The sequence below is a fragment of the Kitasatospora phosalacinea genome (assembly GCF_000717185.1).
GTDB classification, from domain to species: domain Bacteria; phylum Actinomycetota; class Actinomycetes; order Streptomycetales; family Streptomycetaceae; genus Kitasatospora; species Kitasatospora phosalacinea_A.
This window is the reverse complement of the sequence record NZ_JNYE01000050.1, coordinates 28,324-43,036: the sequence shown is the minus strand read 5'-3', so window position 1 is coordinate 43,036 and position 14,713 is coordinate 28,324. Positions and strand designations below refer to the sequence as shown.

Annotated in this window: 12 protein-coding genes; 5 read left to right on the top strand and 7 right to left on the bottom strand. The window is 71.8% G+C overall.

What is annotated here, in order from left to right; genetic code table 11:
* The first annotated feature begins 101 nt into the window (after positions 1–101).
* On the top strand, positions 102–1,538 hold the full coding sequence (locus tag OO57_RS21250) for a CCA tRNA nucleotidyltransferase (RefSeq protein WP_033254204.1): 1,437 nt from the start codon (positions 102–104) through the stop codon (positions 1,536–1,538).
* 7 nt (positions 1,539–1,545) lie between these two features.
* Here the strand turns inward: OO57_RS21250 and OO57_RS44825 are convergent, their stop codons facing one another.
* Both OO57_RS44825 and OO57_RS21240 read right to left on the bottom strand, forming a co-directional pair.
* Positions 1,546–2,283: an LppU/SCO3897 family protein gene (locus OO57_RS44825; protein ID WP_051778036.1), complete on the bottom strand. Its 738-nt coding sequence runs from the start codon at positions 2,281–2,283 to the stop codon at positions 1,546–1,548.
* 63 nt (positions 2,284–2,346) lie between these two features.
* Positions 2,347–3,651, bottom strand: coding sequence for an MFS transporter (locus OO57_RS21240; RefSeq protein ID WP_081973847.1), 1,305 nt, complete (start codon positions 3,649–3,651; stop codon positions 2,347–2,349).
* Positions 3,652–3,814: 163 nt separating this feature from the next.
* Here OO57_RS21240 and OO57_RS45790 point away from each other — a divergent pair, with 163 nt between their 5' ends.
* On the top strand, positions 3,815–4,585 hold the full coding sequence (locus OO57_RS45790; RefSeq protein ID WP_033254157.1) for a peptidoglycan-binding domain-containing protein: 771 nt from the start codon (positions 3,815–3,817) through the stop codon (positions 4,583–4,585).
* 156 nt (positions 4,586–4,741) lie between these two features.
* Here the strand turns inward: OO57_RS45790 and OO57_RS21230 are convergent, their stop codons facing one another.
* Together OO57_RS21230 and OO57_RS21225 are read right to left on the bottom strand one after the other, a co-directional pair.
* The gene (locus OO57_RS21230) at positions 4,742–5,824 is read right to left on the bottom strand and encodes an inositol-3-phosphate synthase (RefSeq protein WP_033254156.1); all 1,083 of its coding nucleotides are present in this window, start codon (positions 5,822–5,824) and stop codon (positions 4,742–4,744) included.
* 144 nt (positions 5,825–5,968) lie between these two features.
* On the bottom strand, positions 5,969–6,631 hold the full coding sequence (locus OO57_RS21225; protein WP_033254155.1) for a PadR family transcriptional regulator: 663 nt from the start codon (positions 6,629–6,631) through the stop codon (positions 5,969–5,971).
* Positions 6,632–7,209: 578 nt separating this feature from the next.
* On the opposite strand from OO57_RS21225, the gene OO57_RS21220 reads away from it, so the two are divergent.
* Together OO57_RS21220 and OO57_RS21215 are read left to right on the top strand one after the other, a co-directional pair.
* A complete protein-coding gene (locus OO57_RS21220; protein ID WP_106974057.1) occupies positions 7,210–9,630 on the top strand; it encodes a transglycosylase domain-containing protein in 2,421 nt (806 codons plus the stop codon).
* Positions 9,631–9,721: 91 nt separating this feature from the next.
* Positions 9,722–11,308 (top strand): glycosyltransferase family 87 protein, encoded by a 1,587-nt coding sequence (locus tag OO57_RS21215; protein WP_234337438.1) that lies wholly within the window; start codon positions 9,722–9,724, stop codon positions 11,306–11,308.
* A gap of 97 nt (positions 11,309–11,405) precedes the next feature.
* Here OO57_RS21215 and OO57_RS21210 read toward each other — a convergent pair whose 3' ends face one another.
* From OO57_RS21210 to OO57_RS21200, 3 genes are all read right to left on the bottom strand, one after another.
* The gene (locus OO57_RS21210) at positions 11,406–12,437 is read right to left on the bottom strand and encodes an alanine racemase (protein WP_033254154.1); all 1,032 of its coding nucleotides are present in this window, start codon (positions 12,435–12,437) and stop codon (positions 11,406–11,408) included.
* A gap of 40 nt (positions 12,438–12,477) precedes the next feature.
* Entirely contained in the window at positions 12,478–13,596 is a 1,119-nt protein-coding gene (locus OO57_RS21205; protein ID WP_033254153.1) for a lipid II:glycine glycyltransferase FemX, read from the bottom strand.
* A gap of 186 nt (positions 13,597–13,782) precedes the next feature.
* The gene (locus OO57_RS21200; RefSeq protein WP_033254152.1) at positions 13,783–14,106 is read right to left on the bottom strand and encodes a hypothetical protein; all 324 of its coding nucleotides are present in this window, start codon (positions 14,104–14,106) and stop codon (positions 13,783–13,785) included.
* Positions 14,107–14,343: 237 nt separating this feature from the next.
* Here OO57_RS21200 and rpsF point away from each other — a divergent pair, with 237 nt between their 5' ends.
* A complete protein-coding gene (gene rpsF, locus OO57_RS21195) occupies positions 14,344–14,634 on the top strand; it encodes a 30S ribosomal protein S6 (RefSeq protein WP_033254151.1) in 291 nt (96 codons plus the stop codon).
* The last annotated feature ends 79 nt before the right edge of the window (positions 14,635–14,713 follow it).

The window sequence follows — 14,713 nt, the reverse complement described above, 5'->3', positions numbered from 1 at the left end:
ACGGGAGGGCGGCGGAGCTGGCCGGGCACGTACCCTTGTGAGCCGTGTCCACTGCCAATGCGTCCAGCGCCAATCATTCCAGCTCCGCCGACCGGGTCGCCCTGCCGGGGCTGACCGAGGCGCAGACCCTCGGCCTGCAGGAACTGCTGCGGGTCTCCCCGGTCGCCGACGAGATCGCCCGCCGCTTCCAGGACGCCGGCCACCGGCTGTCGCTGGTCGGCGGTTCGGTCCGGGACGCCCTGCTCGGCCGGCTCGGCAACGACCTCGACTTCACCACCGACGCCCGCCCCCAGCAGATCCTCAAGCTGGTCAAGGGCTGGGCCGACGCGGTCTGGGACGTGGGCATCGCGTTCGGCACCGTCGGCGCCCGCAAGGACACGGCCGAGGGCTCGTTCCTGATCGAGATCACCACCTACCGCAGCGAGGCGTACGACCGCACCTCGCGCAAGCCCGAGGTCAGCTACGGCGACTCGATCGAGCAGGACCTGGTGCGCCGCGACTTCACCGTCAACGCGATGGCCGTCGACCTGCCCGGCCGGCAGTTCGTCGACCCGCACCGCGGCCTGGACGACCTGGAGGCCCGGGTGCTGCGCACCCCCGCCACCCCCGAGGAGTCCTTCTCCGACGACCCGCTGCGGATGATGCGGGCCGCCCGGTTCGCCGCCCAGCTGGACTTCGACCCGGCGCCCGAGGTGGTCGCCGCGATGACCGCGATGGCCGAGCGGATCACCATCGTCTCCGCCGAGCGCGTCCAGGCCGAGCTGAACAAGCTGCTGCTCGCCGACCACCCGGTCAAGGGCCTGCGCCTACTGGTCGACACCGGCCTGGCCGACTTCGTGCTGCCCGAGCTCCCGGCGCTGCGCCTGGAGAGCGACGAGCACCACCGGCACAAGGACGTGTACGAGCACTCGCTGACCGTCCTGGAGCAGGCGATCGCGCTGGAGACCGAGGGCCCCGACCTGGTGCTGCGGCTGGCCGCGCTGCTGCACGACATCGGCAAGCCGCGCACCCGCCGCTTCGAGTCCGACGGCCGGGTCTCCTTCCACCACCACGAGGTGGTCGGCGCCAAGATGACCCGCAAGCGGATGCGCGAGCTCAAGTACTCCAACGAGCTGGTCAACGAGGTGTCCCGGCTGGTCGAGCTGCACCTGCGCTTCCACGGCTACGGCGGCGGCGAGTGGACCGACTCCGCGGTGCGCCGCTACGTCACCGACGCCGGGCCGCTGCTGACCAGGCTGCACAAGCTGACCCGCTCCGACTGCACCACCCGCAACAAGCGCAAGGCCGCCGCGCTGGCCCGCACCTACGACTCGCTGGAGGAGCGGATCACCGCGCTCCAGGAGCAGGAGGAGCTGGAGGCGATCCGCCCCGCGCTGGACGGCAACGAGATCATGCAGCTGCTCGGCCTGCGTCCCGGCCCCGCGGTGGGCCGGGCCTACAAGCACCTGCTCGAACTGCGCCTGGAGCACGGCCCGGTGGAGCACGAGGAGGCGGTGGCCGCCCTGCGCGCCTGGTGGGCCGAGCAGCCGCAGGACTGACGCCCGCTCAGTGCTTCCCGGTGGACGGTGCGGGCGCGGCGTTCGCCGGGGCCAGGCACACCCGGTACCGGTAGGTCCGCTTGTGCGACCGGTACTGGCCGTCGTGGGGCGTCGTCCCCGGGTGGTCCTCGCTGCAGTCGAGCGACGGGGTGCCCCGGCCGGACTGGCGGTACAGCACCTTCCAGGCGGCGTCCGACGCGCTGCAGGACACCTCCTTGTGCTTGCCGTTCAGGCACTCCCCGACCTTCGGGCCGCTGTCGCCGGCGCCGGTCAGCGCGGCGAACGCCCACAGGCCGCCGACCACCACGCCGATCGCCCCCAGGCCCATCACGGCCCCGCGGACCTTCGCGCCCCGGCCGACCTGCTTGGCCGGTGCCCGCGGCGGCTCCTGCCCCCAGCCGGTCAACTGCCCTTCCCCGGCGGGAGGTTGGCCGTACCCGGGCGGTTGGCCGTACGCGGGCGGTTGGCCGTACGCGGGCGGTTGGCCGTACGCGGGCTGCTGCCCGTAGGCGGGGGGTTGCTGCCCGTACGCGGGGGGCTGGGCGTAGCCGGACGGGGGCTGCTGGCCGTAGCCCGGCTGCTGGCCGTACGCCGGGGGCTGCTGGCCGTAGCCCGGCTGCTGGCCGTACGCGGGCGGTGGGGCGTAGCCGGACGGGCCGCCGTACGGCGGTGGCGGCGGCTGCTGGCCGGGCTGGCCGTACGGGTCGGGCTGCCCGTAGGGCCCGGGCGGCGGCGGTGTGCTCATCTGATGATCCCCCTGCGGCGGTGACGTTGCCGTGCGCCCACGTACCCTAGCGGCCGCCCCCCGTCAGGGGCGGCGAGCGGCCCGGAAGTAGAGCACCGCCCCGAGCGCGTACAGCCCGGACAGCGTCAGCAGCACCGGCACGGAGCGGCCGTCCAGCGGCAGCACCAGCGCGGTGGCGGCGGCCGCGGCCACGTACGAGACGTTCATCAGGACGTCGTAGATCGCGAACACCCGGCCGCGGTACTCGTCCTCCACCGACTCCTGGACCAGCGTGTCGGTGCAGATCTTGCTGCCCTGGGTGACCACGCCCAGCAGCAGCGCCGCCGCCATCACCGGGGCCTCCCGGAAGGTCAGGCCGAGCGTCGGCACGAACACCGCGGCTCCGGCCAGGCAGATCGTCAGCCAGCCGTGCAGGCCGAACCGGCGGGTGGCCCACGGGCTGGCCGCCGCCGCCAGGAAGAAGCCCACCGCGGACATCACGACCGCCAGGCCCAGGGTGGCCAGGCCGCCGTCGACGTCCTCGGCCCGGTTGAAGGTGTAGCGGCACAGCATCAGCACCACCACGGTCAGCACGCCGTAGCAGAACCTGGCCAGGCTCACCGCGGCCAGCGCGCGCACCGCCGGACGGCACTCCCGCAGCAGGTGCCGCAGCCCGGCCCGCAGGTCGTTCCAGGCGGTCGCCAGGGCCTGCCGCAGCGGCGGGAGTTCGCGGTGCAGGTCGGGCCCCAGCTCGTCCGGCGCGATCGGCCGCACGGCCAGTGCGGCGACCAGGTACAGCAGCGCGGAGAGTCCCACGGTCAGGGCGCTGGCGGCCGAGCCGGTCGCCAGCACGCCGCCCACCAGCCCGAGGGAGCCGCCGACCGTCGCCGCGACCGTGCCCAGGGTCGGCGACACCGCGTTGGCGGTGACCAGTGCGGACGGGTCCGCCACCACCCGGGGCAGTGCGGCCGACAGCCCGGCCAGGATGAACCGGTTGACCCCGATCACCACCAGCGCCGCCGCGTAGAACACCCAGCGCGGCAGCCCGCCGAGCAGCAGCAGGGCGGTCGACAGGCAGAGCGCGCAGCGGAGCAGGTTCCCCGTCAGCAGCACCTGGCGCCGCCGCCAGCGGTCCAGCATCACCCCCGTGAACGGCCCGACCACGGAGAACGGCAGCATCACCACCGCCAGCGCGACGGCGATCTCGGCGGGGGAGGACTGCTTGTCCGGGGAGAAGAGCGCGTAGGTGGCCAGCGAGGCCTGGAACACCCCGTCCGACAGCTGCGAGAGCAGCCGGACCGTCAGCAGTCGCCGGAAGCCCGGACCGCGCAGCAGGCCGAGCAGCAGCCCCGGCAGGGTGGCCTCTCGCGGGGCCCGTTCGGTGATCACCCGCCAAGGGTGCCACGAGGCCGTCCCGTTCCACGTGGAACATCCGTTGGCTTCCGGCGGACGGACGCCCCCCGCGTGCTCCCGCACCACCGATGACCTCGCCGTTCCGGGGTCGTTGACCACTCCGGGAGGGAAGAACCAGTTCGGACAACGGGAGGCTCCCATGCGGGACGAGTTCACCGCCCTGCTGCTCGGACAGGTCGGGCAGCACGAAGGCCGCGACCCCGACGGCACCTGGAACAACCGCCAGCGCTACAGCACCGAGACCCCCGGGCTCGAATGGTCCGACGGCCAGCCCTGGTGCGCCACCTTCGAGGCCTGGGCCGCCCACCGGGCCGGCATGGACGCCCTCTGGCCGATGACCGCGTCCTGCCTGACCGCGGTCGCCTGGTGGCGCGACCACGGCCGCTGGAGCGACTACCCCGTCCTCGGCGGCCCCTTCTACCTCGGCCCCGGCGGCGGCACCCACACCGGCGTCGTGGTCGCCTACGACGCCGACACCATCAGCACGGTGGAGGCCAACACCAACGACAGCGGCTCCGCCGAGGGCGACGGCGTCTACCTCAAGTCCCGCCCGCGGCGCGGCCCCGGCTCGCCGTACGGGTACGGCGTCCCGGCCTTCCCGGAGGGCACCGTCTCCGCCGACCCGGCCCTCGGCGGCGTCCCCGCGGCCCGGACCGCGGCCCAGGCCACCACCCCGGCCGCCGGTGCGCCGCGCTGGCCCGGCCGCTACCTGCGGGTGCGCACCCCGATGCTGCACGGGGACGACGTGCTGATGTGGCAGCGCCGACTGGCCGCCCGCGGCTGGTCGATCACCGCGGACGGCTGGTACGGCCCCGCCTCGGCCCGGGTCTGCCGGGCCTTCCAGCAGCGCCACGGCCTCGCCGCGGACGGCGTGGTCGGCCCGGCCACCTGGGCCGCCGCCTGGTCCTGAACGCGCCGGAGGGCCGCCCCGCACGAAGCGGGACGGCCCTCCGGCCACACCTGACGATGAGTCAGTCTTGCTCAGCGCTCAGCGCTCGCCTTCAACAGCGAGCAGGCTTCGCTGCGCTCAGCGCTCACCTTCAACAGCGAGCAGGCTTCGCTGCGCTCAGCGCTCGACCTCGCCGCGGATGAACTTCTCGACGTTCTCCTTGGCCTCGTCGTCGAAGTACTGCACCGGCGGGGACTTCATGAAGTACGAGGACGCGGAGAGGATCGGGCCGCCGATGCCGCGGTCCTTGGCGATCTTCGCGGCGCGCACGGCGTCGATGATGACACCGGCCGAGTTCGGGGAGTCCCAGACCTCGAGCTTGTACTCGAGGTTCAGCGGGACGTCGCCGAACGCGCGGCCCTCGAGGCGGACGTACGCCCACTTGCGGTCGTCGAGCCACGCGACGTAGTCGGACGGGCCGATGTGGACGTTCTTGGCGCCCAGCTCGCGGTCGCGGATCTGGGAGGTGACCGCCTGGGTCTTGGAGATCTTCTTGGACTCCAGGCGCTCGCGCTCGAGCATGTTCTTGAAGTCCATGTTGCCGCCGACGTTCAGCTGCATGGTGCGCTCGAGGACGACACCGCGGTCCTCGAAGAGCTTCGCCATCACGCGGTGCGTGATGGTGGCGCCGACCTGCGACTTGATGTCGTCGCCGACGATCGGGACACCGGCCTCGGTGAACTTGTCGGCCCACTCCTTGGTGCCGGCGATGAACACCGGGAGGGCGTTCACGAAGGCGACCTTGGCGTCGATGGCGCACTGGGCGTAGAACTTGGCGGCGGCCTCGGAGCCGACCGGCAGGTAGCAGACCAGGACGTCGACCTGGCGGTCCTTGAGGATCTGCACGACGTCGGCCGGGGCCTCGTCGGACTCCTCGATGGTCTCGCGGTAGTACTTGCCGAGGCCGTCGAGGGTGTGGCCGCGCTGCACGGTGACGCCGGTCGGCGGCACGTCGCAGATCTTGATGGTGTTGTTCTCGCTGTTGCCGATGGCGTCGGCCAGGTCGAAGCCGACCTTCTTGGCGTCCACGTCGAACGCGGCGACGAACTCGACGTCCTTGACGTGGTAGTCGCCGAACTGGACGTGCATCAGGCCGGGGACCTTACCGGCCGGGTCGGCGTCCTTGTAGTACTCGACACCCTGCACCAGCGAGGCGGCGCAGTTGCCCACGCCGACGATGGCTACGCGAACCGAACCCATTCCGGTTGCTCCCTGAATCTCATGAGGTCCGCCGTGCTGCGGCGGCAACCTCGTTCCACATCTGTTCTGACTGTCTGGTCGGGCGCACGGGGCGCCCACGCCTCGCCGCGGGCGGCGGGGCCGGCGCGGTGGTGCAGCGCTCCGCTAGGAGCGCCCCGGGCGGTCGTACGGCGGCCCGGGCGGGTCGGAGGACCCGTCGGCCGGACCACGGCCGTCCGAAGTGCTGGGGGACGCGGCACTGCGTCCGGTCCGGGTGGCCCGCTCGGTCTCGATCAGCTCGTTGAGCCATCGGACCTCGCGTTCCACGGACTCCAGGCCGTGGCGCTGGAGTTCGAGGGTGTAGTCGTCGAAGCGCTCGCGGGTGCGGGTGATGGAGCTGCGCATCCGCTCCAGCCGCTCCTCCAGCCGGCTGCGGCGGCCTTCCAGCACGCGCATCCGGACCGCCCGGTCGGTCTGGCCGAAGAAGGCGAAGCGGACGCCGAAGTGCTCGTCCTCCCACGCCTCCGGGCCGGACTCGGCGAGCAGTTCCTCGAAGCGCTGCTTGCCCTCCGGGGAGAGCCGGTAGACGATCTTCGACCGCTTGCCGTTGAGGGCGGTGGCCGGGACGTACTCGACGTCCGGGTTGTCCTCCACCAGGAAGCCCTGGGCGACCAGGCTCTTCAGGCAGGGGTAGAGCGTTCCGTACGAGAAGGCCCGGAACGAGCCCAGCAGGACGTTGAGCCGCTTGCGCAGCTCGTACCCGTGCATGGGCGCGTCGTGGAGCAGGCCGAGGACGGCGAATTCGAGGACGCCGGAGCGTCGGCTCATACCGCCTTCCTCCTTCCGTGAGGGTTCCTGCTCGTCGGGTGCGGGCCCCGGTCCGGCAGTGTATGCCGAACCGATGTGTCGCGCCGATGTATCGGCTCGATATATCGGCAACAGTAACCCTGGGTCACGGAAGGAGCAAGAGGGGCACGCGTAACTGCGATCACAAGGCTTCTGGGCAACGGGCGTGTAATGAATCGCGGTCAGTTCGTCCCGGTTGGCTTCCAATGCCCGATTAGGAGGCTTTTCGGGAGCCGTACTCTTTCGCCTGTGCACCCTGACCGAGGAGCTGCGGAGAGATGAGCGAACACCGGCGCAGGTCGGCCAACCCCGGGGGCGAGCAGCCGCCTCCGCGGCGGTCCGACTCCGGAAGGCCGTATGCGTACGGCAACCCGGTCGAGGGCGCACCCGAGTACGGCCGCCGCGGTCCGGGCGGTCCGGGCGGCGGGCACCCCGGCCTGGGCCGGGCCGGTCGCCCCGGGCAGGTGCCGGGTCAGGGCGGTCCCGGGGGCCCCGGCGGTCCCGGGGGTCGGCGCGCCGCGCGGGAGACCGCCGAGCAGCCCCGGCTGACCCGGGCGGAGATGCGCAAGCAGTCCCGCAAGGGCGGCGGCGGTGGCGGTGGCGGTGGCGGCGGTCCGCAGGGCGGCCGTGCCGCCGGGCGGGGCGGCGGTCGGCCGGGCAAGAAGCGGATGATCGACTACCCGCGGTTCGGCAAGACCGGCTTCCGGCGCTGGGTGCCCTCCTGGAAGCAGGTGCTGAGCCTGTTCCTGGTCTTCTTCGGCGGCAGCGTGGCCGCGGTCGGCCTCGCCTACGCGATGGTCCAGGTGCCGAACGAGAAGATCCCGCTGGAGATCCAGAGCAACGTCTACTACTGGGCCGACGGCACCGAGATGGCCCGCACCGGCACCGACAACCAGCAGCTGGTGGAGCTCTCGCAGATAAGCCGCGCCGCCCAGGACGCGGTCATCGCGGCGGAGAACGACACCTTCCGCACCGACTCCGGCATCGACCCCAAGGGCATCGCCCGCGCCGTCTACAAGATGGCCTCCGGCGGCGAGACCCAGGGCGGTTCGACCATCACCCAGCAGTACGTGAAGAACGTCTACCTCTCGCAGGACCAGACGCTCTCCCGCAAGGCCAAGGAGTTCTTCATCACCCTGAAGGTCAACGGTGAGAAGACCAAGGACCAGATCCTCACCGGCTACCTGAACACCAGCTGGTTCGGCCGCGGCGCGACCGGCATCCAGGCGGCCGCGCAGGCGTACTACGGCATCGACGCCAGCAAGGTCGACGTCTGCCAGGGCGCCATGCTGGCGGGCCTGCTGAAGGGCGCGGGCCTGTACGACCCGAGCCTGAGCAAGGCCAACCACGACCGCATGGTGGGCCGCTGGAGCTGGATCCTGGACCGGATGGTCACCACCAAGGTGCTGTCCGCCGAGGACCGGGCCAAGTGCAAGGACTTCCCCGAGCCGATCGACGCGCAGAAGGCCACCAAGACCACCGGCGAGACCACGTACCTGATCCAGATGGCCAAGCAGTACGTCACCGCCAAGGACCCGAGCATCACCACGGCGGCCCTGGACCGCGGCGGCTACGAGATCCACACCACCTTCGACAAGGGCAAGGTCGACGCCCTGAAGAAGGCCGTGGACGACTTCTCGGCGGCCACCCTGAAGCCGGAGAGCCGGGAGCAGGACAAGAACGTCCAGGTGGGCGCCGCCTCGGTGGTGCCGGGCGACGGGGCGATCGTGGCCATCTACGGCGGCCCGGGCAGCGAGTACGGCCACTACAGCAACAACGCGGACGGCTCGGTCCTGGTCGGCTCGACCTTCAAGCCCTTCGTGCTGGCCGCCGCGATGGAGGACGGCGTCCTCACCAAGAACGGCGAGGACGGCCAGCCGGCCAAGATCAACCCGGACTCCCGCTACCTGGCCGACGACATGGCGCAGATCTACCGCGCCGACGGCAGCAAGGCGATCGGCGACGACGGCCAGCCCTACCGCCAGCGCAACAGCGAAACGGGCAAGAAGGGGTACGTGACGCTGCGGACGGCCATGCAGTGGTCGTACAACGTGCCGTTCGTGCAGCTCGGCCAGGACGTCGGCGGCGACAAGGTCGTCGCGATGGCGGAGAAGCTCGGCCTGCACGGGGACACCCTGGCCGGGGCCGACACGCTGACCCTGCCGCTGGGCACCTCGACGCCGAGCTCGATCCGGATGGCCTCGGCCTACTCGGTGTTCGCGGCGCACGGCCAGCAGGTCGACCCGTACTCGGTGACCCTGGTGAAGTTCCACGGCAAGGAGCTCCCGCAGTTCACCCACCCGACGCCGAAGACGGCGCTGGACCCGCTGGTCGCCGACACCATCACCGACGTGCTGCAGAACGCGGCGCTGCGCGGCACCGGCAGCAAGACCGCCGAGCTGGGCTTCCCGGTGGCGGGCAAGACCGGCACCACCGACGACAGCGTCTCGGCCTGGTTCGTCGGCTACACGCCGAGCCTGTCCACCGCGGTCGGCATGTGGCGCGACGACGTGAACGACAAGGAGAAGAAGGTGCGGCTCGACCTGCGCGGCACCGGCGGCAAGAAGGAGGTGCACGGCGGTGACTACCCGGCGGACATCTTCACCCGCTACATGAAGGTCGTCGGCCCGGGCAACCCGCGGAGCTTCACGCCCCCGTCGGGCACCTGGGGCGAGGAGGTCGACTCCTCCGGGGCCCCGGTCACCGCCTCGCCCTCGGCCTCGGCCTCGGCCTCCGAGTCGCCCACGGCCCTGCCGAGCGAGACGCTGCCGAGCGAGACGCCCGACCCGTCGCCGTCCGAGACCGACCGGCCGACCGGACGGCCGACCGGCCGCCCGACGAGCACGGCCAGCACCCCGTCGGACTGCCTGGTCCCGAGCCTGTGCCCGACCAACACCGCGACCTCCACCGCGACTTCCACCGCGAGCCCGGGTGCGGGGGGCGGCAACGGCGGCAGGAACGGCGGCACCACCGCGCAGTAGCCGCCGCATCCCGGCGCAAACACCGCAGAGGGGCACGGATCGCGAGGGCGATCCCGTGCCCCTCTTCGATTGCGCGGAGCGGTGCGGCAGTATGTGCGCCATGACCTCCAGCCTTCGTGACGAGACCTCGCCGCCCGGCCCCGCGCAGGCCGACGGTCCGCTGCCCAACACCGTGGTGGTGCCCGCGGACGAGGACCCGGTCGCGGAGGCCGGAAGCGAGCTGTTCGGCGGCCCGCCCGGGCGCCGGGCGCTGCTGGGGGTGTCCTGGTGGACGCCGGCCAAGTTCCTCGCGCTGGCGGTCATCGCGGTCTACGTGCTGGGCCTGTTCCAGAAGGCCCCGTGCTACACCGACGGCTGGTTCCACGGCGCCACCACCCAGTACACGAAGGCCTGTTACAGCGACATCCCGCACCTGTTCTCCGGCCGCGGCTTCGCCGACGGGCTGCACCCGTACCTGGACCCGATCCCGCAGGGCTCGCCGGACATGCAGTACCTGGAGTACCCGGTGCTGACCGGCCTGTTCATGCAGGTCGCGGCCTGGCTGACCACCCACAGCGGCGACCTGATGAGCCGTGAGCAGTGGTTCTGGATGGTCAACGCCGGGATGCTGATGATCTGCGCCGTGGTCGCGGTGGTCGCCACCTCCCGCGCCCAGCGCCGCCGCCCGTGGGACGCGCTGCTGTTCGCCCTGGCCCCGGCCCTGGCGCTGAACGCCACCATCAACTGGGACCTGCTGGCGGTCGCCCTGGCCGCCGTCGCGATGGCCTACTGGTCGGGCTCCAAGCCGGTCATGGCGGGCGTCTTCATCGGGCTGGCGACCGCCGCCAAGCTCTACCCGGCGCTGCTGCTGGGCCCGCTGCTGGTGCTCTGCCTGCGGTCCGGCAAGTGGAAGGAGTTCGGCCAGGCGTTCGGCGGCGCGGTCGGCGCCTGGCTGGTGGTCAACCTGCCGATCATGATGGCCAACTGGAAGGGCTGGCTGACCTTCTACAGCTTCAGCCAGACCCGCAAGGAGGACTACGGCTCGTTCTGGCTGATCCTCATGCAGGCCGTCCGGAACAAGAACCTGGAGACCCTGAACACCTGGATCGCCGCCCTGCTGGTGCTCAGCTGCCTGGCGATCGGCTGGCTGGCGGTCAGCGCCCCGCGCCGCCCGCGCTTCGCCCAGCTGGCCTTCCTGGTGGTGGCGGCGTTCATCCTGACCAACAAGGTCTACTCGCCGCAGTACGTGCTCTGGCTGATCCCGCTGGCCGCGCTGGCCCGGCCGCGCTGGCGCGACTTCCTGATCTGGCAGGCCTGCGAGGTGCTGTACTTCCTCGGCGTCTGGTCGTACCTGGCCTACAACGGCGACGGCAAGCACCACGGCATCGACCAGGAGTGGTACCACTTCGCCATCGCCCTGCACCTGGTCGGCACCCTGTACATCTGCTACGTGGTGGTCCGCGACATCCTGCAGCCCGACCGCGACCCGGTCCGCTGGGACGGCAGCGACGACCCCTCGGGCGGCGTGCTGGACGGCGCCCCGGACCGGTTCGTGCTCGGCACCGCCCGCGCCCTGCGCGAGCAGGAGACGTACGCGGCCTACGCCCCGGAGCGGGACTGGCTCGGCAAGGAGCCGGAACCGGTGGTCGAGCTGGGGCCGGGCGCCGGGTCCGGCCCCGCGCCGGAGCCCGGCAGGTAGCCGCGCGGCCGCCAGCGCGGCGGCCGCGCCCGAACGCACCGAAGCCCGTCCGCCGTGGTCCGGCGGGCGGGCTCCTGCGTTGCGGACCCCCGGGGCCCTACCGCTCGACCACCCGGTCGAAGTGGGTGGTGGTGTGGCGGACGGTCAGCGCCAGCTCGTCGCCGATCGCGGGCGGCTTGAGCTCGCCGGGCAGGAACAGGATCGACACCTGCATGTGCGGCGGCTCGGCGAACCACAACTGCTTGCCCTGCCAGGAGTACGGCGAGAGCGTCCGGTTGACGGTGGCCAGGCCGGCCCGGGCCAGCCCCTTGGCCCGCGGCAGCACCCCGTGCACGTACTTGGGCGCCTCCAGGCCGACGCCGTGCGCGGTGCCGCCGCCGACCACCAGCAGGTGGCCCTCGGAGGGGGCCTTGTGCTGCCGGTAGCCGTAGCGCTCGCCGCGGGCGACCGGGGTGACGTCCAGGACGGTGGCCCGGGAGGACAGCGCCTCCACCTCGCCCAGCCACAGCCGGGTGCCGATCCGGGAGCGGAACTCCGTGTCGGGGTGCCGCTCGGCCAGCCGCAGCCCGTCCTTGGCGGACAGGTGGCTGAGGTAGACGGTGCCGGTGGGGAGCCCGGCCTCGCCGATCGCCCGGACCAGCCGGTCCACCTCGTCCACCGGGTCGCTGCCGTCCGGCCGGTCCAGCGGCAGGTGCAGGGCGAAGCCCTCCACGGCCAGGTGCCGCACCGGCAGCCGGGGCAGCTCGCCGACCGCGACGCCGTGCCGCCGCATCGAGGTCATGCACTCGACCACGACCCGCGTCCCGGCGGGCAGCGCGGCCAGCGCCTCGGTGTGCGCGACGGTGCGCACCACCCGCCCGGCGGGCAGGTCGGCCTCCGGCTCGCCGGCCCGGTAGGGGGTGAGCACCAGCAGGTCGCCGGGGAAGTCGCCGGCCACCGCGGCCGCCTCGGCCGCACTGCCGACCGCCAGCACCGGGACGCCCAGCCGGGCCGCCTCGGCGGCCAGCCGGGCGTTGCCGAAGCCGTAGCCGTTGCCCTTGGCGACCGGGACCAGCCCGGCGAACTCGGCCAGCAGCCCGCGCTGGTGCGCCCGCCAGCGGCCGGTGTCCACGTACATCGTCAAGGTCATGGCGTTCTCCCCGTGCTCCCCGTGGTGTTCTTCAGGTGGCTCAACGGCGCGACATGTAGAGGTCGAGCGCCTTGTGCAGCAGCTTGTTGAGCGGGTAGTCCCACTCGCCGAGGTACTCCGCGGCCTGGCCGCCGGTGCCGACCTTGAACTGGATCAGCCCGAACAGGTGGTCGTCCTCGTCCAGGGTGTCGCTGATGCCGCGCAGGTCGTAGACGCTCGCGCCGAGCGCGTAGGAGTCCCGGATCATCCGCCACTGGACCGCGTTGGACGGCTTGACCTCGCGCTTGTGGTTGGCGGAGGCGCCGTAGGAGTACCAGACGTGCTCGCCGACCACCAGCATCGTGGTCGCGGCCAGCGGCTCGCCCTCGTGGTAGGCGAGGTAGAGCCGCATCCGGTTCGGGTCCTCGGCGGTGAGGGACTGCCACATCCGCTGGAAGTAGGACAGCGGCCGGGGCGTGAAGCGGTCCCGCTCGGCGGTGACCACGTACAGCTTGTGGAAGACCGCGAGGTCCTCGTAGCCGCCCTGGACCACCTCGACGCCGCTCTTCTCGGCCTTCTTGATGTTGCGCCGCCACAGCTGGTTGAAGCCGCGCTGCACGTCGTCCAGCGAGCGGCCGCCCAGCGGCACCTGGAACACGTACCGGGGCTGGACGTCGCCGAAGCCCGCGCCGCCGTCCTCGCCCTGCAGCCAGCCGGAGCGGCGCAGCCGCTCGGCGGCCTCCAGGGCGCGCGGCTCGGAGAAGTCGGGGCCGACGTCGCGCAGCCGCTTGGCCTGCTTGCCCGCGATGGCGTCCTTGATGGTGCTGGCCTCCCAGCGGCGGACCACCACCGGCGGGCCCATCTTCACCGAGAACGCGCCCTGCGACTTCAGGTGCGCCAGCATCGGCTTCAGCCAGCGGTCGAGGTCCTGGTCGAACCAGTCGATCACCGGACCCTCCGGCAGGTACGCCAGGTACCGCTTCACCTTGGGGAGCTGGCGGTAGAGCACCAGCCCGGCGCCGACGATCGCGCCGGAGGCGTCGAACCAGCCGAGGCTCTCCGCGCGCCACTCCGCCTTCACGTCCGCCCAGGAGGGCACCTGCATGTGGCTGGCCGAGGGCCGGCTCTGGATGAACGCCAGGTGCTCCTCGCGCGTGATGGTCCGCAGTCGCAGGCTCATGCCGCGTGCTCCTCCTCGTCGGATCTACCCATGGTGACCCTATCGCCCGAATGGTCCGATTCGACCGGGAACCGACCCGACATGATGATGCCCCCCCGTGCGCACCCGCTGGTACAGGTACTACGCCGGGAGGGCACCGGGGGTTGCGCGGCGGGCCGCAGGTTCACCCCGCGCCGCGCCCGGGCGTCACCACGCGCCCCCGAACAGGCCGCCGTGCGCGACGCCGAGGAACAGGCCGAACGCGGCGGCACCGGTGCCGATGACGACCGCGAAGCGCTCGGCGGTGGTCACCGAGACGAACAGCCCGGTCAGGCCGGTGATCACGCCGATCAGACCGGTCCACGAGGTCAGGATGTGCAGGTTGTCGAAGAACGAGGTGACGAAGGCGACCACGCCGAGCAGCACGGTCACGCCGACCAGGGCGTTCTCCCGGGGGTGCGGGTGTCCGTCGGTGTTGAGGGTGAACTGCGGCCGGTGCTGCTGCCGCGGCCTGGGTGCGGCCTGTGCCATGGGGACCCACCTCCTGGGGGAGGGAACGTTCGTTCTGTCCAGGTTGCGACCGATGTGACCGAGATGACAACCCGGGCGGGCAACTGTTTTGTCCACCGGTCGGCTCACCCGGTAGGCTGGCCCCTCTGCACTGGTATAGGGGCGTGCCCGCATGCCCGGAACGACCGGTGCCGACGCGCAAAACCCTCCTGCCACGGAAATGCCGTGGCCGTTGAGTCCAAAGGAGGTGGGTTACACATGCGTCACTACGAGGTGATGGTCATCCTCGACCCCTCGGTCGAGGAGCGCGCTGTCTCCCCCCTGATCGAGAGCTTCCTCAACGTCGTCCGCACCGGCGGCGGCAAGGTTGAGAAGGTCGACACCTGGGGTCGTCGTCGCCTGGCGTACGAGATCAACAAGCAGTCCGAGGGCATCTACTCGGTCATCGACCTCAAGGCCACGCCCGAGGTCGTCAAGGAGCTCGACCGCCAGTTCAGCCTGAGCGAGTCGGTTCTGCGGACCAAGGTCCTGCGCCCGGACACCCACTGAGCCCACTTCCGGCGTCCGCGCCGGAGGGTTCACGTCCGGTGTTCCACGTGGAACACCGCTGACGAGCACCGCAGAACTC

What these genes read in the sequence shown, in the direction of transcription:
- OO57_RS21200 (WP_033254152.1), bottom strand. Translation starts at nt 14,106, where the DNA reads ATGGCACAGGCCGCACCCAGGCCGCGGCAGCAGCACCGGCCGCAGTTC.
- OO57_RS21205 (WP_033254153.1), bottom strand. Translation starts at nt 13,596, where the DNA reads ATGAGCCTGCGACTGCGGACCATCACGCGCGAGGAGCACCTGGCGTTC.
- OO57_RS21230 (WP_033254156.1), bottom strand. Translation starts at nt 5,824, where the DNA reads ATGGGTTCGGTTCGCGTAGCCATCGTCGGCGTGGGCAACTGCGCCGCC.
- rpsF (WP_033254151.1), top strand. Translation starts at nt 14,344, where the DNA reads ATGCGTCACTACGAGGTGATGGTCATCCTCGACCCCTCGGTCGAGGAG.
- OO57_RS21225 (WP_033254155.1), bottom strand. Translation starts at nt 6,631, where the DNA reads ATGAGCCGACGCTCCGGCGTCCTCGAATTCGCCGTCCTCGGCCTGCTC.
- OO57_RS21215 (WP_234337438.1), top strand. Translation starts at nt 9,722, where the DNA reads ATGTGCGCCATGACCTCCAGCCTTCGTGACGAGACCTCGCCGCCCGGC.
- OO57_RS21220 (WP_106974057.1), top strand. Translation starts at nt 7,210, where the DNA reads ATGCGCAAGCAGTCCCGCAAGGGCGGCGGCGGTGGCGGTGGCGGTGGC.
- OO57_RS45790 (WP_033254157.1), top strand. Translation starts at nt 3,815, where the DNA reads ATGCGGGACGAGTTCACCGCCCTGCTGCTCGGACAGGTCGGGCAGCAC.
- OO57_RS44825 (WP_051778036.1), bottom strand. Translation starts at nt 2,283, where the DNA reads ATGAGCACACCGCCGCCGCCCGGGCCCTACGGGCAGCCCGACCCGTAC.
- OO57_RS21210 (WP_033254154.1), bottom strand. Translation starts at nt 12,437, where the DNA reads ATGACCTTGACGATGTACGTGGACACCGGCCGCTGGCGGGCGCACCAG.